General features: G+C 73.9%; 15 protein-coding genes and 1 pseudogene. 14 read left to right on the forward strand and 2 right to left on the reverse strand.

Features of this window, described 5'->3' with window-relative positions:
- Positions 1-3: 3 nt before the first annotated feature.
- Positions 4-849: an SAM-dependent methyltransferase gene (locus tag OG900_03845; protein WUH89363.1), complete on the reverse strand. Its 846-nt coding sequence runs from the start codon at positions 847-849 to the stop codon at positions 4-6.
- A gap of 249 nt (positions 850-1,098) precedes the next feature.
- On the opposite strand from OG900_03845, the gene OG900_03850 reads away from it, so the two are divergent.
- The 14 genes from OG900_03850 to OG900_03915 all read left to right on the forward strand — a co-directional run bounded on the left by OG900_03850 (position 1,099) and on the right by OG900_03915 (position 24,049).
- A complete protein-coding gene (locus OG900_03850) occupies positions 1,099-1,320 on the forward strand; it encodes an acyl carrier protein (protein ID WUH89364.1) in 222 nt (73 codons plus the stop codon).
- Complete coding sequence (locus OG900_03855) at positions 1,317-2,582, forward strand: beta-ketoacyl-[acyl-carrier-protein] synthase family protein (GenBank protein WUH89365.1); 1,266 nt, start codon at positions 1,317-1,319, stop codon at positions 2,580-2,582. The genes OG900_03850 and OG900_03855 overlap by 4 nt, the downstream gene beginning before the upstream one ends.
- Complete coding sequence (locus OG900_03860) at positions 2,582-3,850, forward strand: ketosynthase chain-length factor (protein WUH89366.1); 1,269 nt, start codon at positions 2,582-2,584, stop codon at positions 3,848-3,850. The genes OG900_03855 and OG900_03860 overlap by 1 nt, the downstream gene beginning before the upstream one ends.
- Positions 3,851-4,365: 515 nt before the next feature.
- Complete coding sequence (locus OG900_03865; protein ID WUH95603.1) at positions 4,366-4,878, forward strand: response regulator transcription factor; 513 nt, start codon at positions 4,366-4,368, stop codon at positions 4,876-4,878.
- Between the two features lie 268 nt (positions 4,879-5,146).
- The gene (locus OG900_03870) at positions 5,147-5,788 is read left to right on the forward strand and encodes a cupin domain-containing protein (protein ID WUH89367.1); all 642 of its coding nucleotides are present in this window, start codon (positions 5,147-5,149) and stop codon (positions 5,786-5,788) included.
- Positions 5,785-6,123, forward strand: coding sequence for an antibiotic biosynthesis monooxygenase (locus OG900_03875; protein ID WUH89368.1), 339 nt, complete (start codon positions 5,785-5,787; stop codon positions 6,121-6,123). The genes OG900_03870 and OG900_03875 overlap by 4 nt, the downstream gene beginning before the upstream one ends.
- Positions 6,120-6,509 (forward strand): nuclear transport factor 2 family protein, encoded by a 390-nt coding sequence (locus tag OG900_03880; protein WUH89369.1) that lies wholly within the window; start codon positions 6,120-6,122, stop codon positions 6,507-6,509. The genes OG900_03875 and OG900_03880 overlap by 4 nt, the downstream gene beginning before the upstream one ends.
- A complete protein-coding gene (locus OG900_03885; protein ID WUH89370.1) occupies positions 6,506-7,414 on the forward strand; it encodes an MBL fold metallo-hydrolase in 909 nt (302 codons plus the stop codon). The genes OG900_03880 and OG900_03885 overlap by 4 nt, the downstream gene beginning before the upstream one ends.
- Positions 7,377-7,823: an ester cyclase gene (locus tag OG900_03890; protein WUH89371.1), complete on the forward strand. Its 447-nt coding sequence runs from the start codon at positions 7,377-7,379 to the stop codon at positions 7,821-7,823. The genes OG900_03885 and OG900_03890 overlap by 38 nt, the downstream gene beginning before the upstream one ends.
- A gap of 54 nt (positions 7,824-7,877) precedes the next feature.
- Complete coding sequence (locus OG900_03895; GenBank protein WUH89372.1) at positions 7,878-19,799, forward strand: SDR family NAD(P)-dependent oxidoreductase; 11,922 nt, start codon at positions 7,878-7,880, stop codon at positions 19,797-19,799.
- Positions 19,796-20,029: a hypothetical protein gene (locus OG900_03900; GenBank protein ID WUH89373.1), complete on the forward strand. Its 234-nt coding sequence runs from the start codon at positions 19,796-19,798 to the stop codon at positions 20,027-20,029. Before OG900_03895 ends, OG900_03900 begins: the two co-directional genes overlap by 4 nt.
- Positions 20,026-22,086: a phosphopantetheine-binding protein gene (locus tag OG900_03905; protein ID WUH89374.1), complete on the forward strand. Its 2,061-nt coding sequence runs from the start codon at positions 20,026-20,028 to the stop codon at positions 22,084-22,086. The genes OG900_03900 and OG900_03905 overlap by 4 nt, the downstream gene beginning before the upstream one ends.
- Positions 22,087-22,103: 17 nt before the next feature.
- Positions 22,104-23,030, forward strand: coding sequence for a hypothetical protein (locus OG900_03910; GenBank protein ID WUH89375.1), 927 nt, complete (start codon positions 22,104-22,106; stop codon positions 23,028-23,030).
- A gap of 26 nt (positions 23,031-23,056) precedes the next feature.
- Positions 23,057-24,049 carry an acyltransferase domain-containing protein gene (locus OG900_03915; protein ID WUH89376.1) on the forward strand — a complete coding sequence of 331 codons (993 nt, stop codon included), beginning with the start codon at positions 23,057-23,059 and terminating at the stop codon, positions 24,047-24,049.
- A gap of 28 nt (positions 24,050-24,077) precedes the next feature.
- Here the strand turns inward: OG900_03915 and OG900_03920 are convergent.
- Positions 24,078-24,248 (reverse strand): annotated as a pseudogene (locus OG900_03920) (helix-turn-helix domain-containing protein).
- Between the last annotated feature and the right edge of the window lie 182 nt (positions 24,249-24,430).

The raw sequence follows: 24,430 nt of genomic DNA on the forward strand, positions 1-24,430 counted from the left end.
CGGTCAGTCGCGGGTCGCGGTGATGAACTGGCCGCCGGACAGCCGGCCGTCGGGGCGCCCGTAGCGCGGCCCCAGCTCGCCGCGGTCGGTGATCTCGATGGTCCAGCCCTGACCGGCCACCCAGTCCCTGCCGCCCGGTCCGAGGCCGCCGCGGACCATCGCGCTGATCCGGTCAGCGCCGGGCGTGGTGAGCGCCGCGGCGGCGGCCTGGGGGTCGGGGCCCGCCTTGTCGGAGTGCTCGAAGACCAGCCTGCTGCCGGGCGCGGACAGCCGGCCGACGTCGGTGATGACCTGCCGCGCCTGCTCGGCGGTCAGGTAGGGCAGCACGCCCTCGGCGACCCACGCGGTCGGCCGGGCGGGGTCGAAGGTGCCGCCGGCCAGGCGCGCGGCGAAGTCTTCCCGCAGGTCGGCGTCGACCGCGGTGCGCGAACGGGCGGTCGGCCGGGCGCCGGCGTCGGCCAGCACCTTGTCCTTGAAGGCGAACGCCGAGGCGGTGTCCACCTCGAACACGTCGGCGCCGGGCAGCGGCAGCCGGAAGGCGCGGGCGTCGAGGCCGGCTCCGAGCAGCACCACCTGGGTGCAGCCGCCGGCCGCCGCCTCGCACACGAAGTCGTCGATGAACCGGGTGCGCACCACGCCGCGCGAGTAGAACAGGTCGACCCAGGCGGTCAGCGACGGCCACTCGCCCGGGTCGGACACCGCCTTGGCCACGTCGACGAACGACTGGGCGTACGGGTCGTGGAACAGCCGGTCGGGGCGGTCGGACTCCATGGCCCTGGCCATCGCCACGGCGACCGCGGTGATCCCTGCGCCGGCCGGTGCCTTTATCGGTGCTGCTGAGGCGTCCATTTTCATCTCCGGGCAATCGAGGAAATCAATTGGAGCCAGTGAAGCACCGGGCGCGAAATAACGTCAATAATTCCGTGGGCCTGCATAAGATCATCCGCGAGGATGGGTCGGCCTCATTCTCGGGCATGAGTCGATTTAGTTCTCCAGGCTGAAGATAATCAGACCCATTATTGCGTAGCCTGAGTTGCCGGGTTCGTAGCCGAAATGCGAAGGGGAATCGCTGTGTCGACATTCACAATTAGTGAGCTCATGGAGATCCTGGTCGTGAAAGCCGGGTTGCCGCGGTCCGCGGTCACCGCCGACCCGAGTGCCACGCTCAGCGACGTCGACCTGGACTCGCTGGCGCAACTGCAGGTCAAGGCGGAGATCGAGGACCGCTACGGTATCGAGCTGGACGACGAGCATGCGCACGCGACCTTCGGCGAGCTGGTGACGCTGGTCAACGAGGAACTGAGCGAGCGGGCACGATGAGCGGCCGCCGGCGCATCGTGGTCACCGGGATCGGCGTGGTCGCGCCCGGTGGCGCCACCCGGAAGGCGTTCTGGCAGCTGATCACCGACGGGCGCACCGCGACCCGCAGGATCTCGCTGTTCAACCCGGCGCAGTTCCGCTCCCAACTGGCCGCCGAGGTCGACTTCGACCCGCTCGCCGCGGGTCTGACCCGGCAGGAGGTCTTCCGCAACGACCGCTCCGTCCAGTTCGCGCTGGTCGCCGCCGACGAGGCGATGGCCGACTCGGGCCTGGACCTGGACGGCGGGTTCGACCACGACCGGATGGCGGTGTGCCTGGGCAGCGCGGTCGGCGCGAGCACCCGCCTTGAGGACGAATACGTGGTCGCCAGCGACGGCGGCCGGAACTGGCTGGTCGAGCCGGAGTTCGCCTCCGACTTCCTCTACCAGGCGTGGGTGCCCAGCAGCATGGCCGCCGAGGTCGCCTACCGCTACGGCGCGCACGGCCCGGCGTCGGTGGTCTCCACCGGCTGCACCTCGGGCATCGACGCGATCGGCCAGGCCTACCAGCTGATCCAGGACGACATGGCCGACATCATGGTCGCCGGCGCGAGCGACGCGCCCATCACGCCGATCTCGATCGCCTGCTTCGACGCCATCGGCGCCACCAGTACGCGCAACGACGACCCCGAGCACGCCTCCCGCCCGTTCGACGCGACCCGCGACGGGTTCGTGATGGGCGAGGGATCGGCCGTGCTCATCCTCGAGGAGTACGAGCACGCCCGGCGGCGGGACGCGCACATCTACGCGGAGATCGCCGGCTACGCCAACCGGTGCAACGCCTTCCACATGACCGGGCTGCGTCCCGACGGCCTGGAGATGGCCGCCGCGATCGGCAGCGCGCTGGAGCAGGCCCGGCTGGACCCCACCGCACTGGACTACGTCAACGCGCACGGCTCGGGCACCAAGCAGAACGACCGGCACGAGACCGCCGCCATCAAGCGCAGCCTGGGCGCGCACGCCTTCCAGGTGCCGGTCAGCTCCATCAAGTCCATGGTCGGGCACTCCCTCGGCGCGATCGGCTCCATCGAAGTAGCCGCCACCGCGCTGGCCATCGAGCACAACGTCGTGCCGCCCACCGCCAACTACGCCCACCCCGACCCGCTGTGCGACCTGGACTACGTGCCCAACACCGCGCGGGACCACCGGGTGCGGGCCGCGCTGTCGGTCGGCAGCGGCTTCGGCGGCTTCCAGTCGGCGATCGTCCTGGCCGGGGTCCGCTGATGGCCGCCGTGATCACCGGGATCGGCGTCGTCGCGCCGACCGGCATCGGCGCGGCCGAGCACTGGCGCGCGACCCTCGCGGGTGAGTTGGCGGTGCGGCCCATCGAGGCCTTCGACGCCGGCCGCTACGCCACCACGCTGGCCGGCCAGGTGCCCGGTTTCGACGTCGCCGAGCACGTACCCGACCGGCTGGCCGTCCAGACCGACCGGTGGACCTGGCTCGCCTTCGCCGCGACCGGCATGGCCCTCGACGACGCGGGCTACGACCCCTCCGCCCACGACCCGTACGCCACCTCGGTCATCCTGGGCAGCGGTTCCGGCGGCAACGAATTCGGCCAGCGGGAGATCCAGGCGCTGTGGAGCCGGGGCCGCAAGGCGGTCGGCGCCTACCAGTCCATCGCCTGGTTCTACGCCGCGAGCACCGGCCAACTGGCCATCCACCACGGTGCCAAGGGGCCCTGCGGGGTGCTGGTCTCCGACGCGGCGTCCGGCATCGACAGCCTCGGCTGGGCCGACCGGGCGATCAGGCGCGGCACCGGCGCCGTGCTGGCCGGCGGCACCGAGGCCCCGATCGCGCCCTACGCGCTGACCGCCCAGATGGCGGGCGGCCGGCTGTCCACCGCGACCGACCCGCGGGCCGGCTACAAGCCGTTCGACCGGGCGGCCAACGGCCACCTGCCCGGCGAGGGCGGCGCGGTGCTGGTGGTGGAGGACGAGTCCGCCGCGCGTGCCAGGTCGGCGCCCGAGGGCTACGGCGTGATCGCCGGCTACGCGGCCACCCAGGACGCGCACCACTACCGGGACACCGCACAGGACGGGCGGCAGTACGCCCGAGCGATCGAGTCGGCGCTGCGCCGGGCCGGCGCGCGCCCGGACGAGGTGGACCTGGTGCTCGCCGACGGCGCCGGGCGCCCGGACGCCGACGCCGCGGAAGCGGCGGCGCTGTGCTCGGTGTTCGGCCCGCACGGGGTGCCGGTCACCGCGCCGCAGGGCCTGGTCGGCCGACTGCTGGCCGGCGGCTCCGCGCTCAACGTGGCCACGGCGCTGCTGGCCATGCGGGCCGGCGTCGTCCCGCCGGTGGGCAACCTGGACGACCCCGACCCGGCCTACGGCCTCGACCTGGTGCGCGAACCGCGCGAACGCCGGCTCGACACCGTCGTGGTGACCGCGCGCGGCCAGGGCGGGTTCAACAGCGCGCTGGTGCTGCGCAGCCCCGCCGCGCAAGGCGTGAAGCGGCTCGCGTCGGGGGGGCCGGACGGCGGCAGATAGCGAGTACCCCCACGACTGACCGGGGGCGGGGCCGTGACACCACGTGGCCGCGAGGGCTTCTTCGAGTGCGAACAAGAAGGGTGCCCGCGCGGCCACCGTCATGCCGCGGCACCGCACCCGTCCGCTTCCGCGACTCCGCTCGGAGCCCGAGCCGGCTGTCCGCACTACGGCGGACGGCGGCACGGCCGTACCGGTATTCGGTGCGCTTGGCGCTGACTATAGGGGAGCGTACGGACGCCGGTTACGCGAGTGCGCGGCGGGGAGAGCCAACTGGTGGCGGTGATGTCTGCCCCACAAATCCACAGATGGTTTATCACTCTGCGGGGGTCTCGATGGATATTGTCCGTGGTTTAGACGATTTGTTGCCGGTCGCAGTTTGTGGTGGTCCTGGCGTGTACCGGGCAGGCATGATGACTGTACTGCGGGGTATACAGGGGATCGATGTGGTCGTCGAATTCGACACCGCGAGTTACCACCCGGGTTTGCTGAAGGAGCATCAGCCGCGCGTGTTGCTGATGGACCTCGACAGCTTCGACATCGAGGACCTGCTGTCGAGGCAGCTGGTGAGCCGGACCGCGGAGGAGTCGGTCAAGGTGCTCGCCCTGTCCGCCAACCTGGACCCGGGCACGGCGCTCAAGGTGCTCCTCGGGGGCGCCCAGGGGTTCCTGCACAAGGACACGCCGGTGCAGGGGCTCGTGGACGCGATCCGGGCGGTGGACCGCGGCGGCGTGGCCCTCGATCCGCAGGTGGCCAGCGAACTGGTCACCGCGCTGCGCTTCAGCGGGCCTTCCGGTGTGCCGTCCGGGCCGGGGAACGGGGTGAAGCTCACCCCCCGGCAGCGGCAGATCCTCGGCCTGATCGGCCACGGACTGACCAACGTGGAGATCGCCGACCAGCTGCAGCTGGGCAGACCCACGGTGAAGACGCACATCTCCTCGCTGCTGCGCACGCTCGACCTGCGCGACCGGACCCAGCTGGCGGTCTACGCCTGTACGCACGGTTTCCGGGCGCACGCGGCGGTCCCCTGACCCCGGGGGAAGTGAACGGCCGACGGGCCGGCGGGCCTTGCCCGCCGGCCCGCTTCCTTTTGTCCCCGGCCGGGCCGCTGCGGGTTTCCCGCAGCAGGCTGCGGAATTGCCGCCGATATTTCGCGGCAGATTTCCGATGCGATCCCGCGGGGCCGTCGGACATGATTCATCCATGAGTGATTCACAGGTGAGTCGAATCCGCGCCGATGGGATAGAGCCCTATCGGAAGCGCGGCGGCCAGTTGCGTATGGTTCTGCACCCCGGTTCCGTGGGCAGCCGATCCGGCTATATGGGCACGGCTGTCCTCCAGCCCGGTGAACACGTGGTGGAGCATTTCCACCCCTATTCCGAGGAATTCCTCTTCGTCGTCAGCGGCGACCTGGTGCTCGAGGCGGAGGGCGAGAACTGGACGCTGGGCGCCGGCGAGGGCATCTACGTGCCCATCGGCAAGCGGCACCGGCTGCGCAATGTGGGCACGACGGAGTCGCTGACCGTCTACCACATCGGTCCGCTGGCGCCCGACCCGTCGCTTGCGCACGTGGACACCGAGGTCCTCGGCGAGCCGGAGGCCGGGCAGTCCGAGCAGGCCGACGGCGCGGCGGGCACCGCCCGCGTCCTGTTCATGATGAAGGTCGACGAGGACAGGCGGGAGGAATTCCTCGCCGCCTACGAGAAGGTCCGCTTCAGCGTCGCGTCGACCCCCGGCCACATCCGCGACCAGATCTGCCAGGCGCCCGACGACCCGCGGAGCTGGCTGATCGTCAGCGAGTGGACCACCCTCGCGGAGTTCTTCACCTGGGAGAAGTCCGAGAGCCACAAGGAAATCGTCCGGCCGATGCGGGAGTGCTACTCCGACCCGGAGTTCCGCAGTTTCACCGTGGTCGCCGAGACGTTGGCGACGTGGTCATGAGCACGATTTCCGCCGAGGAACGGCTGATGATCTACATCAACGTCTTCACCTGCAAGCCGGAGAACCAGCAGGCGCTGTCCACCGCCATCCGCAAGGAGACGGACGACATCGTCCGGCACATGCCCGGGTTCGTCTCCGCCAACGTGCACTGCAGCGTCGACGGGACCCGGGTGACGAACTACGCCCAGTGGAGCGAGCTGACCGCCTTCCAGGAGCACATCCGCAGCGAGGCGGGCCGTGCGCTGATCCTCGAACTCCACAAGTACGCCGACAACGCAGATGTGCATGTTTACCAGGTCGACTGGATCGTATCCGGCGAAAGGGAACTGGCATGAAGACCGCTCGGGAACTCTGGGAGGCCGTGTACGCCGCGGTCGAGGCGGAGAACCACTTCGCGTTCTACGAACTGTGCGACGCGGAGCTGGACATCCGCACCGCGAGCCAGCACAAGACGGGTCCCAAGGGCCTCGCCGGGATGTTCACCCAGCAGCGCGGCCTGTACGCGGAGCTGGACCACACCGTCGACGGGATCATCGAGTCCGCGGACGGCTCCGCGCTGTCGGCCGAGCTGACGCTGTCCGGCGTGGCCAAGGGCACCGACGAGCGGTTGACCTGGAATGTCGTGGAGACGATACGGGCCGACGCCGGCCGCATCGTGTCCTGGCACGCCATGCTCGACCGCACCGGACTGGTCCAGCGGATCCGCGCCCTCCAGGGATGACCGCCATGCCGGTCGGGATTCCCGTGCGCCAGGAGGTCGAGGTCGCCGACGGCGTCGTCGCGGTGGTCAACGGCGACGGCAGCGCGGGCCTGTCCAACAGCGTGCTGCTGCTCGGCGGGCCGGCCACCGTCATCGACACGATGCTGCTGCCGGAGATGGCCGACGCCGTCGTGGCGGCGCTGAGCCGCCGGGGCCGCAGCGCGGAACTCGTCGTCAACACCCACATCCACACCGACCACATCGGCGGGAACGTCCTGTTCGACAAGGTGCCGATCATCGCCCATCCGCGCACGGTGGCCGGGATGCGCAAGATGATCGGCGAGCCGGGGCTGCCCGCGCTGCTCGCCAAGGTGATGCCCGCCTTCGCGGACCGGCTCGGCGGCTGGGACAGCGTGGCCGCGGAACCCGTGCCGGCCGCCGGCATCGAACGCGCGCTGCCCGACGGCACGCGGGTGCTGGAATTCACCGACGCCCACTCGGCCGCCGACCTCGCGGTGTGGCTGCCGGCGGAGCAGGTGCTGGTCAGTGGTGACCTGTGCTTCGCCGGTGTGACACCGCTCGCGGTGCACGGCCGGGTCGGCGGCTGGCGGGCGGCGCTCGACCAGTTGATCGCGCTGGGCCCCAGGGTCGTCCTGCCCGGTCACGGCAGGCCGGCCGGGATCGAGGCGCTGCGGGATCTGGCCGACTACTTCGACCGGGTGCTCGCAGCCGCCCGGTCGGCGCACGCCGAGCGGCTGTCCGCCGAAGCGGTGTGGGCCCGGTTCGACCCGGGCCCCGCGGCGGGCTGGCTCGAACCGGAGCGGACTCTCGTCAACATCCAGGTAGCTCTTTCCGAGATCACCGGAAAACCATTCCAAGGAGAACATCGTGTCCAACAAGACCGTGGCCCGTCGCATTCTGGATGAAGGATTCTCCCAGGGAAATGCCGACGTTCTCGACGAGGTGATGAGCGAGGACTTCGTCAACCACAACGCGCCGCCCGGAATGGACACCAGCCGCGAGGGCGTCAAGTCGGTGATCCTGATCGAGCGGCAGGGATTCCCTGACCTGAAGGTCAACATCATCCGCGAGTTCGAGGACGGCGAGTACGTCATCCAGCACGTCGAGCTGACCGGCACCCACAAGGGCGTGGTGTTCGGCGCCGAGCCGACCGGCCGCACCATCAGCTGGAACGAGATCCACATCGCCCGGGTCCGCGACGGCCAGGTGAGCGAGCACTGGGCCTGCAACGACCTGCACGTCCTGATGATGCAGCTGGGCAAGATGGCGCCGCCGGACACCTCCGCCTTCCGCCGGGCGCCCGCCGCTTCCTGACCGGCACCCCGCGTCGTACTTCGGGATTTCGGGATTTCGTCGAGGAGATGCATCATGACAGACGGGTTCGCAATCATCGGTATGGCCGCCCGGCTGCCCCGGGCGAACGGACCGGCCGAATTCTGGCGGCTACTGGTTTCGGGCACCGACGCCGTCACCGACCCGCCACAGGGCCGGCCGACCGCGCGCCGCGGTGCATTCCTCGACGACATCACCGGATTCGACGCGGGCTTCTTCGGCGTCTTCCCACGGGAAGCCGCCGCGATGGACCCGCACCAGCGGCTGATACTGGAGCTGGGCTGGGAGGCGCTGGAGCAGGCGCGGCTGACCGCGGCCCGGCTGGAGGGCACGCAGACCGGCGTGTTCGTGGCCGCGCCGGGAGAGGCCGCACCTGCTTCCGCGCCCGACCCCTACACCTTCACCGGGCGGCAGCGCGGCATGGCGGCCAACCGGCTGTCCTACGCCCTGGGGCTGAACGGCCCCAGCCTCACGGTGGACACCGGTCAGTCCTCGTCGCTGGTCGCGGTGCACCTGGCGGTGCAGTCGCTGCGCGGCGGCGAGTGCGACCTGGCCATCGCCGGCGGGGCCAGCCTGATGGTGGCCCCCGACACCGGCAACGGCCTGGCGGAGATGGGCGTGCTGTCCCCCGACGCCCGCTGCCATGTCTTCGACAGCCGCGCCAACGGCTTCGTACGCGGCGAAGGCGGCGGCCTGGTCGTCCTGAAGCGGCTGGCCGACGCCCTCGCCGACGGCGACCCGATCGCCGCGGTCGTCGCCGGCAGCGCGGTCAACAACGACGGCCGCACGGAGGGGCTGACGACACCCAGCGCCGCCGCGCAGCAGGCCCTGCTCGAACGGGCGTGCCGCCAGGCCGGGATCGACCCGGGAGCGGTCCAGTACGTCGAACTGCACGGCACCGGCACGGCCGTCGGCGACCCCGTCGAGGCCGCCGCGCTCGGCGCCGCGCTGGGCACCGCGCCGACCAGGACGGCGCCGCTGCTGGTCGGGTCGGTCAAGACCAACATCGGCCACCTGGAGGCCGCGGCAGGCATCGCGGGGCTGCTCAAGACGGTGCTGAGCCTGCGCAACCGGCACGTGCCGGCGAGCCTGCACTTCGTGGAGCCCAACCCGGCGATCCCGCTGGCGGAGTTGAACCTCGCGGTGAACACGGCGTCCCGGCCGTGGCCCGAGGGCCCGGCCGTCGCGGGCGTCAGCTCGTTCGGCCTCGGCGGGACGAACTGCCACGTGGTGCTCACCGAGGCACCCCCGGCGCCGGCGCCGCCCGCGCCGTCCGGCCTGCCGGTGGTGCCGTGGGTGCTGTCGGCGAAGACCCCCGAGGCCCTGCGCGCGCAGGCCCTGCGGCTGCTGGACCAGGCCGCTGGTGCCGACCCGGTGGACGTCGGGTTCTCGCTGGCGACCACCCGGACGGCCTTCCCGGTCCGCGCCGTCGCCTTCGGCCGCGACCGCCTCGAACTGGAGTCCGCGCTACGAGCGTTGGCCGGCGGTGAGCTGCCGGCGGTGGCCGGTTCCGCCACGGAGCCGCTGTCGGCGATGGCCGCCGGCTTCGTGGCGGGGGGCGAGGTGGACTGGTCCGCGGTCTTCACCGGCTCCGGCGCCCGCCCGGTGGACCTGCCCACCTACGCGTTCGACCGCCAGGCCGCCGGAGCCGCCACCCCGACTGTCGCGGCGCCCTCGCCGGGCGGCGACCTCATCGGGGTCGTCCGCACCGAGGTGGCCGCCCAGTTGGGCCACGGCGACCCCGGCGCCGTGCCGCGCGAACGCAGTTTCAAGGATCTCGGCTTCGGCTCGCTCAGCGCCGTGGACCTGGCCGAGCGGCTGTCGGCGGCGCTCGGCAGGCAGGTCGAGCCCACAGCGGTCTTCGACTTCCCGACGCCCGCCGCGCTCGCCGCGCACCTGGCCGAGCACGCGGCGGACGACCGCGCCGCCGACGAGGCGCCGACTGCCGAGCGCCCGCGCCCGGCCCGTACCGCCCGGCCCGCCGACGACGACCCGATCGCCATCGTCGGCATCGGCTGCCGGTATCCGGGCGGCATCGCCTCCGCGGCGGACCTGTGGGACGTCGCCGCCGCCGGGCGTGACGTGATCTCCGCCTTCCCCACCGACCGGGGCTGGGACCTGGCCGCGCTCTACGACCCCGATCCGGACCGCGCCGGCACCACGTACGTCCGCGAGGGCGGTTTCCTCACCGATGTCGCGGGCTTCGACGCGGGCTTCTTCGGGATCAGCCCCGGCGAGGCGCTCGCGATGGACCCGCAGCAGCGGCTGCTGCTCGAAGTCGCCTGGGAGGCGCTGGAGAACGCCGGTGTCGACCCGCGGTCGCTGGCCGGCAGCAGGACCGGCACCTTCGTGGGGATGTACGGCTGGGACTCCAGCGAATCCGTCGAGGGCTACCGCATCACCGGCGGCCTGTCCGGTGTCGCGTCCGGCCGGGTGGCCTACGCGCTGGGCCTGGAGGGTCCGGCGGTGACCGTCGACACGGCGTGCTCGTCGTCGCTGGTCGCGATGCACCTGGCGTGCGGCTCGCTGCGGTCCGGCGAGTCGGACCTGGTGCTGGCCGGCGGCGCCAGCGTGATGGCGACACCGCGGGTCTTCCTCGAATTCGCCCGGCAGCGCGGCCTGTCGCCGGACGCGCGGTGCAAGTCCTTCGCGGCGGCTGCCGACGGCACGGCCTGGGCCGAGGGCGTCGGCGTCGTCGTACTGGAACGCCTCTCGGACGCCCGCAGGAACGGGCACGAGGTGCTGGCGCTGGTGCGGGGCAGCGCCATGAACCAGGACGGCGCCTCCAACGGCCTGACCGCGCCCAACGGCCCCTCCCAGCAACGGGTGATCCAGGCCGCCCTCGCCGACGCCGGACTGCTCGCGGCCGACGTCGACGTGGTGGAGGCGCACGGCACCGGCACCGCGCTGGGCGACCCCATCGAGGCGCAGGCGGTTCTCGCGACCTACGGGCAGGGCCGGCCGCGCGGCCGGCACCTGCTGCTCGGCTCGCTGAAGTCGAACATCGGGCACACCCAGGCCGCCGCCGGGCTGGCCGGCGTGATCAAGATGGTCGCGGCCATGCGGCACGGCATCGTGCCCGCCACCCTGCACGTCGACGCGCCCAGCCCCCACGTCGACTGGTCGTCCGGCGCGGTGCGGCTGGCCACCGGCGCCGAGGACTGGCCGGACACCGGGCAGCCGCGGCGGGCAGGCGTGTCGTCGTTCGGGATCTCCGGCACGAATGCCCACGTCGTCCTCGAACAGGCACCCGTCCAACCGGCCCCGCCCCGCGGCGGGCCGCGCTGGCCCGCCGTGCCCTGGGTCCTGTCGGCGCGGACCGAGGACGCCCTGCGCGGCCAGGCCGAGCGGCTGCTCGCGCACGCCGGCCCCTACGACCCGGCGGACATCGGCAGGTCGCTGGCGACCGCCCGGTCGCGCTTCGAGCACCGCGCTGTGGTGGTCGGCGCCGACCGGGCCGACATGCTCGCCGGGCTGTCGGCGGTGGCCGCGGGCCTGCCCGCGGCGAACGTGACCTACGGACGGGCCGAGGACGACCCCGGCAGGACCGCCTTCGTCTTTCCCGGGCACGGCATCCAGTGGCTGGGGATGGCCGCCGAACTGCTCGACTCCGCACCGGTCTTCGCCGCCCGGATGGCCGAATGCGCGCGGATCATCGACCCGCTGGTCGACTGGTCGCTGCTGGACACGGTCCGGGAGTGCGCCGACGACTCCTGGCTGGCGCGCGTCGACATCGTGCAGCCCGCGCTCTTCGCGGTGCTGGTGTCGCTGGCCGAGCTGTGGCGCTCGCTCGGCGTACGGCCCGACGCCGTCGTGGGCACCTCGCAGGGCGAGGTCGCGGCCGCGTGCGTGGCCGGTGCGCTGTCGCTCGACGACGCGTGCCGGCTCATCGTGGCGCGGGCGCGGCTGATCGCCGAGCAGCTCCCGGGCGCGATCGTCTCGGTCGGGGCACCGGAGAGCGCCGTGGCGGGACGGCTGCTCCCGGGCCTGTCGATAGCGGGCGTCAACGGTCCGGGCGGGACGACGGTGGCCGGTCCGGCGGACGTGCTGGCCGACTTCATCGCCGAGCTGCGCGCGGCCGAGGTGCCGGTCAGGATCGTGACGCCCTTCGCCTCGCACTCCCCGCTGGTCGACCCGCTGGAGGGCGACTTCGCCGACCTGGCCGCCTTCGTACGCCCCACCGCCGCGTCGGTGCCGGTCTACTCGTCGGTGACCGGCGGGACGATCGCGGGCGAGGAGCTGACGGGCGCGTACTGGTACCGCAACTGCCGGGAGCCGGTGGCCTTCCAGCGGTCCGTGGAGGCCCTGCTCGCCGACGGCTTCACGCACTTCGTGGAATGCTCCCCGCATCCGGCGCTGGGCATCCACATCGAGCAGACCGCCGAGCTGGCGGGCCGTACGGTCACCGTGGTCGGCTCGCTGCGTCGCGACGAGGGCGGCCCCGCAAGGCTGCTGGCCTCCGCCGCCGAGCGGTACGTGCGCGGCGGCGAGGTGACCTGGGGCCCGGTCTTCGGCGGCGCGCGGCAAGTGCCGCTGCCCACCTACGCGTTCGACCGCACGCGGTATTGGCTGGAGCCGAAGCCGCACACCGACGCGGCCGCCCTGGGCCTGACCGCCGCGGAGCACCCGCTGGTCGGCGCCGTGGCCGAACTGCCGGACACGGGCGCGGTGCTGCTGACCGGGCGGCTGTCGCTCGCCACGCACGGCTGGCTTGCCGACCACGCCGCCGCCGGCGCGGTGCTGCTGCCCGCCACCGCGTTCGTCGAACTGGCCCTGCGCGCGGGCGCGGAGGCCGGCCGCGAGAGCTTGCGGGAACTGGTGATCCACAGCCCGCTCGTCCTGCCGGAGCAGGGCGGGGTGGACGTACGGGTGGTCGAGGACGACGGCGAGGTCGCGATCCACTCCCGCGGCGACGGCGAGTGGGTGACGCACGCGCGCGGCGAACTGGCCGCCGGGGAGCCCGCGGCCCCCCGCCCGCTGCCCGCCGAATGGCCGCCCGCCGCGGCGGCCGCGGTCGGCCTGGACGACGCCTACCAGCGGCTGGCCGAGCGCGGTTACGCCTACGGGCCGGCATTCCGCGGTCTGCGGGCGCTGTGGCGGCAAGGCGACGAGGTCTTCGCCGAGGTCGCGCTGCCCGAAGGCACCGACCCGGCCGGGTTCGGCCTGCACCCGGCGCTGCTCGACGCGGCGCTGCACGCGGCGCTGCTCACCGTCGCCGGGCAGGGTGTGGCGCTGCCCTTCGCGTGGGCCGACGTGCGGCTGCTCGCGACGGGTGCGACGGCCCTGCGGGTGGTGATCACGCCGAGCGGTCCCGACGAGATTTCCCTCGCCGCCTACGACGGCTCCGGCCGGCCGGTGTGCACGGCGGGCGGGGTCGTGCTGCGGCGCCTGTCGCGCGAGCAGCAGGCCGCGGTCTCCCGGGCCGGGCAAGCGGCCGCCCACCGCCTGCTGGAGGTGGCCTGGCCGCCGCTGGCGCGGCCCAGGGCGATCCCGGTGTCGGTCGGGGGCTGGGACGAGCTGGACCGGGGGGCGCCGCTGCCGAACGTCGTGGTCCTCGATGGCGCCTTCGGGTCGGACACGGCGGGCTTCGACACGGTCGCCGAGACGCACGCCGCCGCCCACCACATGCTCGGGGTGCTCCAGGACTGGCTCGCCGACGAGCGCTCGGCGGACAGCGTCCTGCTGATCGCCACCCGCGGCGCGGTGCAGCCGGCCGGTGAGGGCCCGCCCGATCCGGTGGCCGCCGCGGTGTGGGGCCTGGTGCGGGCCGCCCAGGCCGAGGCGCCCGGCAGGTTCGTCCTGGTGGACACCGACGGTGAGGTCGACGTGGCCACCGTCGTGGCGAGCGGCGAACCGCAGGTGATGATCCGCTCCGGTGTGCTGCGCGCCGCCCGGCTGGCCCCCGTGCGGGATTCGGGCGCGGGCGGCTTCGACACCTCCGGCCCCGTCCTGATCACCGGCGGCACCGGCGGCCTCGGCTCGGCGCTGGCCCGCCACCTGGTGACGCGGCACGGCGTACGGAAGGTGCTGCTCGCCTCCCGGCAGGGCCCTGACGCGCCCGGCGCCCGCGAACTGGTCTCCGAGCTTGTCGAGTTGGGCGCGACTGCGCAGGTGGTGCGGTGCGACGTCACCGACCGCGACGCGGTCGGCCGCCTGGTGACACCGGAGCTGGCGACGGTGATCCACGCGGCGGGCGTCCTGGACGACGGCGTCGTGGAGGCGCTGACCCCGGACCGGATGGACACCGTGCTGCGCCCCAAGGCCGACGCCGCCTGGTATCTGCACGAGGCCACCGAGCGGACCGGCGCCACGCTCGTGCTGTTCTCCTCGGTGCTCGCCGTGAGCGGCGGCCCCGGACAGGCCAACTACGGCGCCGCCAACGCCTTCCTCGACGCGCTCGCCGCCGCGCGGCACGACCGCGGGCTGCCCACGCTGTCCATCGGCTGGGGGCTGTGGGACCGCGGCGCGGGCATGGCGGAGCAGTTGGGCGAGGCGGACCTCGCGCGGCTCAGGCGGCGCGGCCTGACCGAACTCCCGGTCGGCACGGGGCTGGCGCTCTTCGACGCCGCCCTCGCGCAGCACCGGCCGCACGTGGTCGCGATGGCCGTCGACCGGGCGGCGCTCCAGGCGTCCGCCGGAATCGGCGAACTGCCCGCCGTCATGCGGGACCTGGCCCCGGCCCGGCAGCAGGAGGCGCCCGCCACGGCGGTGTCCGCGAGCGCGGACCTGCTCACGCTGACCCGGTCCGCGGCCGCGGTGCTGCTGGGGCGCGGCGACGGCGGGCAGATCGACCCCGACCGCAACTTCCGCGACCTCGGCTTCGATTCGCTGCTGGCCGTCGAGCTGCGCAACCGGCTCAAGACGGCCACCGGGATGACGCTGCCCGCGGGTGTGGTCTTCGACTACCCCACGCCCGCCGCGCTGGCCGGCTACCTGCGGGACCGGGCCGACGGACGTGGCGACGTCGCGCAGGAGCGTCCCGCGGCCGTGGCCGACGGCGCCGACCCGATCGTCGTGGTGGGCATGAGCTGCCGCTTCCCCGGTGGTATCGACTCGCCCGAGGACCTGTGGGAGGCCGTGCTCGAAGGGCGGGACGCGATCGGCGACTTCCCGACCGACCGCGGCTGGCAGGTGGGCGGGCTGACCACCCGGCAGGGCGGATTCCTCGCCGACGCCGGGGCCTTCGACGCGGGCTTCTTCGGCATCAACCCGCACGAGGCGGCCGCGATGGACCCGCAGCAGCGGCTGCTGCTCGAAGTCGGCTGGGAGGCGGTGGAGCGCGCCGGCATCGCACCGGAGTCGCTGGCCGGCAGCAGGACCGGCGTCTTCGCCGGGATCATGGCCCAGGAGTACGGAGCGGGCGCGGACGACGCCGCGGCCGGGACGGAGGGCTACCGGCTGATCGGCAGCCAGGGCAGCGTCGCCTCCGGCCGGGTCGCCTACGCGCTCGGCCTGGAGGGGCCCGCGGTCACCGTGGACACGGCCTGCTCCTCGTCACTGGTCGCGGTGCACCTGGCCGCGCGGTCGCTGTGGTCCGACGAGTGCGACCTGGCGCTGGTCGGCGCCGCCACGGTGATCGCCACACCGCGGGTCTTCGTGGAATTCGCCAGGCAGGGCGGCCTGGGCGCCGACGGGCGCTGCAAGTCCTTCGGGGCGGGCGCCGACGGGACCGGCTGGAGCGAGGGCGCCGGGATGCTGGTGCTCGAACGGATGTCGCGGGCCCGGGAGCGCGGCCACCGGGTGCTGGCGGTGATACGCGGCAGCGCCGTCAACCAGGACGGCGCCTCCAACGGGCTGACCGCGCCCAACGGCCCCTCCCAGCAACGCGTCATCCGCGCGGCGCTGGCGGCCGCCGGGCTGTCCACCGTGGACGTCGACGTGCTGGAGGCGCACGGCACCGGCACGGTGCTCGGCGACCCCATCGAGGCGGAGGCGGTGCTGGCGACGTACGGCCAGGGCAGGCCCGCCGACCGGCCGCTGCTGCTCGGCTCGGTCAAGTCGAACCTGGGGCACACCCAGGCGGCCGCGGGCGTGGCCGGCATGATCAAGATGATCGGCGCGCTCAACCGGGGCGTGGTGCCGCCGACGCTGCACGCCGACCCGCCGACGTCCGCGGTGGACTGGTCGAGCGGCGCCGTCGCGCTGGCGACCGAGCCGGTCGGCTGGCCGCAGACCGGGCGGCCCCGGCGGGCCGGGGTGTCGGCGTTCGGCATCTCAGGCACCAATGCCCATGTGATCCTCGAACAGCCCCCGGCGCAGGCCGAGTCCGCCGCCGAGGATCGTGACTGGCCGGTGCTGCCGTGGGTGCTGTCCGCGCGCACCGAGCCCGCGCTGCGCGGCCAGGCCGCCCGGCTGCTGGCCCACCTGCGGGCGGACGAGGACCTCGACCCGGCGGCCGTCGCCACGGCGCTGGTCGCGACCAGGTCGCGCCTGCCGCACCGGACGGTCGTCACCGGCGCGGACCGCGCCGAGCTGCTCGAAAGGCTGGCCGAGGCGGCGCAGGCCGAGCCTGCCGAGCAGGTGAGCGGCCCTGTCGTCTTCCTCTTCCCCGGCCACGGCAGCCAGTACGCCCGCATGGGCGCGACGCTGCACGCCGAATTCCCCGCCTTCGCCACCGCGCTGGACGAGGTGCTCGCCGCGCTCGACGCGAACCTGGACCGGCCGCTGGCCGAGCTGCTGTTCGCCGCGAAGGGCACACCCGAGGCGGCCGTCCTCCAGGACCGGACCGAATTCACCCAGCCTGCCCTCTTCGCCATCGAGGTCGCGCTCTTCCGCCTGGTCGAGTCCTTCGGCCTGCGGCCGGACTACCTGCTCGGGCACTCCTTCGGGGAGCTGGCCGCGGCGCACGTGGCCGGCATCCTGACGCTGCCCGACGCCGCCAGGCTGATCGCCGCGCGCGGCCGCGCGATGGGCGCCCTGCCGCCCGGCGTCATGGTGCAGATCCAGGCGAGCGCCGACGAGATCGAGCCCACCCTGGAGCCGGGCGTCTCCATCGCGGCGCTCAACGCGCCGGAGGCCACGGTGATCTCCGGCACGCCGGACGCGGTCGAGCGGGTCATCGAGGTGTGGCGCGAGCGCGGCCGCCGGTCGGTCAAGCTGCGCAACCGGCACGCCTTCCACTCGGCCGAACTGGACGGCAGACTCGGCGAATACGCCGAGGTGGCCCGGCAGGTCAGCTATCACCCGCCCACGATCCCGATCCTGTCCAACGTCACCGGCGGCCTGGCAGGCGAGGGGGACCTGCGCTCCGCCGACTACTGGATGCGGCACGCCAGGGGCGAGGTGAGGTTCCTGCCCTGCGTCAACTCCCTTGCCCAGCTGGGCGCCAGGACCTTCCTGGAGATCGGCCCCGGACGGGCGCTGACCACGCTGACGGCGCAGAGCCTCCCCACCCCGGTGGTCGCGCTGTCGCTGCTGCGCCGCGACCTGCCGGAGATGGCCAGCGTGCTGCCGGCACTCGGCGAACTGTCGTCGCGCGGCCTCCCGGTGGACTGGCGGGCCGTCTTCGGCGAGACCGCGGGGCCCTTCGCGGAGCTGCCCACCTACGCGTTCGACCGGCGGCGCTACTGGCTGCGGCCCGAGTCGCCGGTGGCCGCGACGGGACTCGGCTTCGTCGCCGCCGACCACCCGGTGCTGACCGCCCGGATGGAACTGGCGGACAGCGGCACGGTGATCTGGTCGGGGTCGGTCTCCCGCGGCGCCCCCGGCTGGCTGGCCGACCACGCGGTGGGCGGCGCGGTGCTGGCACCGGGCACCCTCTTCGCGGAGCTGGCGCTGCGCGCCTGCGCCGACCTCCGGCTGAACACCGTGCGGGAGTTGGTGGTCCTCGCTCCGCTGGCGCTGCCCGAGCGGGGCAGGACGACCGTCCAGGTGGTCGCCCAGCCGACCGGTGAGGTGGTGGTCTCCGCCCGCGCCGACGAGCCGGGGGCGCCGTGGGTGGTGCACGCCAGGGCGCAGGTTGTCGCGGCGGACCCGGGGGACCCGCTGAAGCTGGTGGCCTGGCCGCCGCCCGGCGCGGTGCCGATCGACCCGGCGGGGGCGTACGACCGGCTGGCGGAGCAGGGGTACGACTACGGGCCGGCCTTCCGCGGGCTGCGCGCGCTGTGGCGCGACGGCGACGACGTCTTCGCCGAGATCGCGGCCGAGGTCGACACGACCGGCTACGGACTGCATCCGGCGCTGCTGGACGGGGCCTTGCAGGCGTGGCTGGTGGGTACCGGCCGCGGCGGCACGGACGTCCCCTTCGCCTGGGAGGACGTGGTGCTGCACCGGGCCGGGGCCGACGGCCTGCGGGTCCGGCTGTCCCCCGCGGGCCAGGACGGCGTGTCGGTCGCGGTGTGCGACCGGGCGGGCCGCCCGGTGCTGACCGCGGGGTCGGTACGGCTGCGGCCGATGTCGGAGTCCGCGGGCCGGCTGCGGGAACTGGCCTGGTCGCCGCTGACCTCGGCGCCCGCCGCCGCCGTGTCGGAAGCCGGCGTCGCGGTGCTCGACGGCTTCTCCACGGCTGCGGACGTGGTCCCCTCGGCTGCGGACGTGGTCTCCTCGGTGCACGCGGCGACGCGGACGGTACTGGAGGCGTTGCAGGCGCCGACGGCCCGGCGGCTGGTGATCGTGACGCGCGGCGCGGTCGGGCTGCCGGGCGAGGACGTACCGGACCTGGCGGGCGCCGCGGTGTGGGGCCTGGTGCGGTCCGCGCAGGCCGAACAGCCGGGCAGATTCCTCCTGGTGGACACCGACGGCGAACTGGACCTGCCCGCCGTCCTGGCCGCCGGGCAGCCGCAGCTGCTGATCAGGGCCGGGGTGCCTTACGCGGCCCAACTGGCCCCGCTGACAGGGGCGTCGGCGGGCGATTCCCCCTTCGGGCCCGAGGGGACGGTGCTGGTCACCGGCGGCACCAGCGGCCTCGGCGCGCTCTTCGCCCGGCACCTGGTGGTGGAGCACGGTGTGCGCCGGCTGGTGCTGGCCAGCAGGCGCGGCCCCGCCGCACCGGAAGCGGCCGCGCTGCGAGCGGAGTTGACGGGGCTGGGCGCCGCGGTCGAGATCGTGGCCTGCGACGTGTCCGACCGGGCAGCCGTATCCGCTCTGGTGACACCGGAGTTGACCGCGGTGGTGCACGCGGCCGGCGTACTGGACGACGGGGTGCTCGGGTCGCTGACACCGCCCCGGCTGGCCGCGGTGCTCGCCGCCAAGGCGGACGCCGCGTGGCATCTGCACGAGGCGACACGAGAGTTGGACCTGACCGCCTTCGTGCTCTTCTCCTCGGTGGCCGGCACGCTCGGCTCCGCCGGGCAGGCCAACTACGCCGCCGCGAACGCGTTCCTGGACGGGCTGGCCGCGCACCGCAGGGCCGCCGGGCTCCCCGCGGTGTCCATCGCCTGGGGCCTGTGGGCGGGACAGGGCGGCATGACCGAGCACCTGCGCGACGCGGACCTGGCGCGGCTGCGCGACCGGGGACTCGCCGCGATCTCCGAATCCGACGGCCTGGCGATGTTCGACGCCGCCCTGACCGCGCCGCGCGCGCGGGTGACCGCGGTGACGCTCCGCCCGCCCGCCCCGCCGAACCGCCAGGACGACGCCCTGCGACTGCGCCAGGAGCTGGCCGGCCTCGACCCGGACGAGCAGCGGCAGCGCGTGGGGGACCTGGTGAACCGCAAGCTGGCCGCGGTGCTCGGCCACACGGACGGCCGGCTGCTCGAAGCGGACCGCAACTTCCGCGACCTGGGCGTCGACTCCCTCACCGCCATCGAGCTGCGCAATGCCCTCGCGCCGCTGACCGACACACCGCTGCCGGCCACGGCGGTCTTCGACCACCCGACGCCCGCGGCGCTCACCGACCACATACACCGAATCCTCGTCGCGCCGGAGCCTGACGCGCGGCCGGGCCGGAAGGAGCTGATCGAGACGATGGACACAGAAGAGCTGATCGCGGCCGCCCTGGGTGAGGGTGGTCCGCGATGATCGGCTGGCTTCCGAGGGCGCAGATCCCGTCAGGGCGGCCGGTGGGTCCCGGCAACCGCACCCAGCCCGCCTCCTACCGGCGTGACCAGGCCTTCCTCATCGCCCTGTGGCAGATCCTGGTCTCCATGGGCACCCCGTTCGTGCCGCCGCCGGTCTATGACGACGACCCGGACGACGCGTACGATGCCGGCGGGGGCTCCGGCGGCTCCGGGCGGAGTGGCGCCCGATGAGCGAGGACACCGAAGCCAGGCTGGTGGCGGCGCTGCGCGAGTCGCTGAAGGAGATCGAGCGGCTGCGCGGGAGGAGCCGCGGCGGCGACGACCCGGTCGCGATCGTGGGCATCGGCTGCCGCTTCCCCGGGGGCGCCGCTTCGCCGGCCGCCCTGTGGGACGTGGTCGCCGAGGGCCGCGACGTGATCTCGGGCTTTCCCGCCGACCGGGGCTGGGACCTGGACGGCGTCTACGACCCCGATCCGGACCGCCCCGGTACGACGTATGTGCGCGACGGCGGGTTCGTGGCCGGTGCGACGGACTTCGACGCGGAATTCTTCGGGATCACCCCCGGCGAGGCCGTGGCGATGGATCCGCAGCAGCGGCTGGTGCTCGAAGTCGCCTGGGAGGCGCTGGAGAACGCCGGCATCGACCCGCACTCCCTCGCCGGCAGCGCGACCGGGGTCTTCGTCGGCCACATGGCGCAGGAGTACGGGCAGGGCGTCGCCGAGGCCGGGGCCGAGGGCTACCGGCTGACCGGCACGGCGGGCAGCCTGGTCTCCGGCCGCCTCTCCTACACGCTGGGCCTGGAGGGTCCGGCGGTGACCCTCGACACGGCGTGCTCGTCGTCGCTGGTCGCGGTGCACCTGGCGTGCGGATCGCTGCGGTCCGGCGAGTCGGACCTGGTGCTGGCGGGCGGCGCGACCGTCATGGCGACGCCCCGGGGCTTCGTGGACATGGCCCGGCAGCACGGCCTCGCGCCGGACGGCCGGTGCAAGTCCTTCGCCGCCGCGGCGGACGGCACCGGGTGGGCCGAGGGCGTCGGCGTACTGGTGCTGGAGCGGTTGTCCGACGCGCGGGCGCACGGGCATCCGGTGCTGGCGCTGGTACGCGGCAGCGCGGTGAACCAGGACGGCGCCTCCAACGGGCTGACCGCGCCCAACGGCCCCGCCCAGCAACGGGTGATCCAGGCCGCCCTCGCCGACGCCGGACTGTCCGCGGCGGATGTGGACGTGGTGGAGGCGCACGGCACCGGGACGGTGCTCGGCGACCCGATCGAGGCGCAGGCGGTGCTGGCCACCTACGGACAGGGGCGGCCCGCGGACCGGCCGGTGTGGCTGGGGTCGCTGAAGTCGAACATCGGGCACACGCAGGCCGCCGCGGGCGTCGCGGGGATGATCAAGGTGGTCGAGGCGATGCGCCGGGGCGTGGTGCCCGTGACGCTGCACGTCGACGCGCCGAGTCCGCATGTCGACTGGTCGACCGGCCGGGTGGCGCTGGCGACCGGGCCGCGGAGCTGGCCGGAGACCGGACGGCCGCGCCGGGCCGCGGTGTCCGCGTTCGGCATCGCCGGGACCAACGCCCATGTCGTCGTCGAACAGGCGCCGCCGGCGGCCGAGGAGCCCCGGCGGCCGATGCCCGCGGTGCCGTGGGTGCTCTCGGCGAAGAGTCCGGCCGCGCTGGCCGCACAGGCCGCCCGGCTGCTCGCGCTGCTGGAGGGCGCGGACGTCGACCCGGCGGACGTCGGGCTCACCCTGCTGACCCGGGCGCGGTTCGCGCACCGGGCCGTCGTGCTCGGCGCGGACCTGGACGAACTCCTGGCGAATCTGCGGACGTTGGCCCGCACACCAGAGCCGGGCACCGTGATCGGGCGGACCGCGCTGCGCGGCCTCGCCGAGCGCTTCGCGGGCGGCGGCACCGTCGACTGGGCGGCCGTCTTCACCGGTTCCGGCGCCCGGCGGATCGACCTGCCCACGTATCCCTTCGCCCGGCAGCGCTTCTGGTCGGCGCCGGTGACGGCGAAAGCCGCGGTGGAAGCCGCACCCGGCCCCGCTCCCGCCGCCGCGGTGCCCGCGGGCGACAGCGTCAGCACCGTACGCACCGCCGTCGGCGACATCCTCGCCGAATGCGGCCCGCTCGACCTCGACGACGACATCTTCGCGCACGGGCTGAACTCGCTGTCGGCGGTGGAGCTGCGAGGCCGGCTGCAGGCGCTGGCCGACGTGCGGATCAGCCTGACGGACATCTTCGACAACCCGACCATCCGCTCGCTGGCCAAGTTCTTGGACGAGCGCTGACAGTCCCGGAGGCTCCGATGCCCATCGATCCCGTTGCCGCTCTCGGCTTCGACCAGTTCGTGCCGCCCATGACGGTGAACCGGCGCTCGCCGCGCGAGGTGTTCGTCACCGACCACGCCCGGATCGGCCCCGACGAATTCGCCATCGCCGTACGGGTGGCGCACGACCACCCGCTGTGGTCCGACCAGCGGGCGCCCTGGCACGACCCGGTGGCGATGACCGAGGCCTTCCGGCAGGCCTTCGTCGTGGCACGGCACGAATACCTCGACGTGCAGCGGGGCACCCCGTCCGCCGTACAGCAAGTGACCCTGGACGTGTGGGAGTTGGACGCCTTCCGGGCCGACGGCGAAACACCGCTGCAAGGCGTCGTCAAGGTCCGGGTCACGCAGACCGACAGCACCTTCGACATCGCGGGCGACTTCCTCGTCGGCGGGGTGCGGGCCATGTCGCTCTCGTTCGGCAGCATCCTCTTCCCCCGCGAGTCCTACCACGAGATCCGGGACTACCAGCGGTCCCGGCGGGCGCTGGACGCGGGCAGCGTGCCCGACGCCAAGCCGATCGACCCCGAGCTGGTCGGGCGGCGCGACCGCGGCAACGTCGTGATCGGGCCCGCCGTGCGGCCCGACCGCTATCCGCTGCTGGTGGACCGGACCCACCCGTCCTTCTTCGACCGCGACTACGACCACATCCCCGCGTCGCTGCTCATCGAGGCCATGCGGCAGTCCGCGCTGCGCAGCGCGGCGGAGGCGGGCCTGTGCGCGGGCGACGCGGCCCTGACGCGGGCCGAGTTGGACTTCGGCATCTTCGTGGAGATCGACGTGCCCGCCGAATGCGCGGTGTCGGTGACCGGGCGCCCCGGCGGGGTGTCCGCGTCGATCGGCATCGACCAGGCAGGCGTGCGCGTCGCGAGCGGAACGCTGGAACTGACCGAACTGAGCGCGTGACCGGACCGGCAAGGGGTGTGGGTTCCATGGGCGAACGACGCGACGTCGCGCTGGTCTTTCCCGGCCAGGGCGCGCAACAACCGAGGATGGGCGCCGACTTGTACGGCGCCGAGCCGGTCTTCACCGCCGTGATGGACGACTTCTTCAGCGCGGCGGGCACCGAGGGGAAGCGGCTGCGCGACGACTGGCTGGCCGAGGACCCGGGCCCGGACTTCGACGACTGCCGCCGGGCGCAGCCGCTGCTCTTCGCCGTCGGCGCCTCCCTGGCCTTCGCGGTGATCGCCCGGGGCCTGCGGCCGGCGGTCCTGGTCGGACACAGCGTCGGCGAACTGGCCGCGGCCGCCGTCGCCGGGGTCTTCAGCGTCGCCGACGGCAGCCGGGTGATGGCGGCGCGGACCACCGCGATGGCGGCCACGGAACCGGGCGGGATGCTCGCGGTCGCCGCCGGGGCCGACCGTGTCCGCGAGGTGCTCGGCGGCGACCTCGCCGGGCGAGGCCTGGCGGTCGCGGCCGTCAACAGCCCTTTCCAGACAGTGCTTTCGGGTGCGACGGCGCCGCTGCTCGCCGCCGAGCGGACCCTGGCGGCCGAGGTGGTCGCGTGCCGTCCGGTGAAGGCCTTGCAGGCCTTCCACAGCCCGCTGTGCGCCGGTGCGGCGGCCCGGTTCTGCGAAGAGCTGCACCGCGTCCGGCTGCGCCCGCCCGCCGTCACGATCCGCTCGACCTCCACCGCCCGGGACGTGACCGACGCCGAGTCGGTCACCCCGGAATTCTGGGCGGCGCAACTGACCGGTCCTGTGCTCTTCTGGCCCGCGGTGGACGGCCTGCTGGACTCCGGCAACCGCGTCTTCCTCGAAGCGGGCCCGAAGGGCGGTTGCGCGGCGGCGCTGCGGCTGCATCCCACAGTCCAGTCCGGCGCGAACGTGGTGGTCTCGCTGCTGCCGGCGGCGCCGGGGGCCGCGGGGGAAGGGCGCCGCGTCTTCGAGGAGTCCGTCGCCGCCGCGCTGGCGCTGGCCGGCTGACCTGACCCGCGGCACGGGGTATGGCGGGTCACACCCCTTCCGGGTCCTCCGCTCTCGCGACCAGCCCGTCGAGGTCCTTGATGACCAGGCTCCGGTAGCCGGCGCTGATCAGCCCGAGGTCCCGCAGCCGCTTCATCGCGCGCTCCGGGGTCGGTACGGTGGTGCTGACGATCGCCGCCAGTTCCGGTTGCGTCACCGGGGGCCTCCACCTGGACGCCCCCGGCCACCGGTCGGCCGTGCCCTTCGGCCAGTTCGCACAGCACCGCCGCCAGCCGGGTCGTCACGGGGTTGCCGCCCACGTCGACCCGGTAGCGGGTGGCCCTGCGGAGCTTGACCGACAGGTAGCGGCTGAGGGCGATGCCCGCCTCGGGGTCGGTTCGC

The organism is Streptomyces sp. NBC_00433, assembly GCA_036015235.1.
Classification (GTDB): Bacteria; Actinomycetota; Actinomycetes; order Streptomycetales; family Streptomycetaceae; genus Actinacidiphila.

Coding starts and splice junctions, on each gene's coding strand:
- OG900_03875 (WUH89368.1), top strand. CDS start 5,785: ATGAGCACGATTTCCGCCGAGGAACGGCTGATGATCTACATCAACGTC.
- OG900_03855 (WUH89365.1), top strand. CDS start 1,317: ATGAGCGGCCGCCGGCGCATCGTGGTCACCGGGATCGGCGTGGTCGCG.
- OG900_03845 (WUH89363.1), bottom strand. CDS start 849: ATGGACGCCTCAGCAGCACCGATAAAGGCACCGGCCGGCGCAGGGATC.
- OG900_03885 (WUH89370.1), top strand. CDS start 6,506: ATGACCGCCATGCCGGTCGGGATTCCCGTGCGCCAGGAGGTCGAGGTC.
- OG900_03900 (WUH89373.1), top strand. CDS start 19,796: ATGATCGGCTGGCTTCCGAGGGCGCAGATCCCGTCAGGGCGGCCGGTG.
- OG900_03880 (WUH89369.1), top strand. CDS start 6,120: ATGAAGACCGCTCGGGAACTCTGGGAGGCCGTGTACGCCGCGGTCGAG.
- OG900_03905 (WUH89374.1), top strand. CDS start 20,026: ATGAGCGAGGACACCGAAGCCAGGCTGGTGGCGGCGCTGCGCGAGTCG.
- OG900_03915 (WUH89376.1), top strand. CDS start 23,057: ATGGGCGAACGACGCGACGTCGCGCTGGTCTTTCCCGGCCAGGGCGCG.
- OG900_03910 (WUH89375.1), top strand. CDS start 22,104: ATGCCCATCGATCCCGTTGCCGCTCTCGGCTTCGACCAGTTCGTGCCG.
- OG900_03865 (WUH95603.1), top strand. CDS start 4,366: ATGGACCTCGACAGCTTCGACATCGAGGACCTGCTGTCGAGGCAGCTG.
- OG900_03850 (WUH89364.1), top strand. CDS start 1,099: ATGGAGATCCTGGTCGTGAAAGCCGGGTTGCCGCGGTCCGCGGTCACC.
- OG900_03860 (WUH89366.1), top strand. CDS start 2,582: ATGGCCGCCGTGATCACCGGGATCGGCGTCGTCGCGCCGACCGGCATC.
- OG900_03895 (WUH89372.1), top strand. CDS start 7,878: ATGACAGACGGGTTCGCAATCATCGGTATGGCCGCCCGGCTGCCCCGG.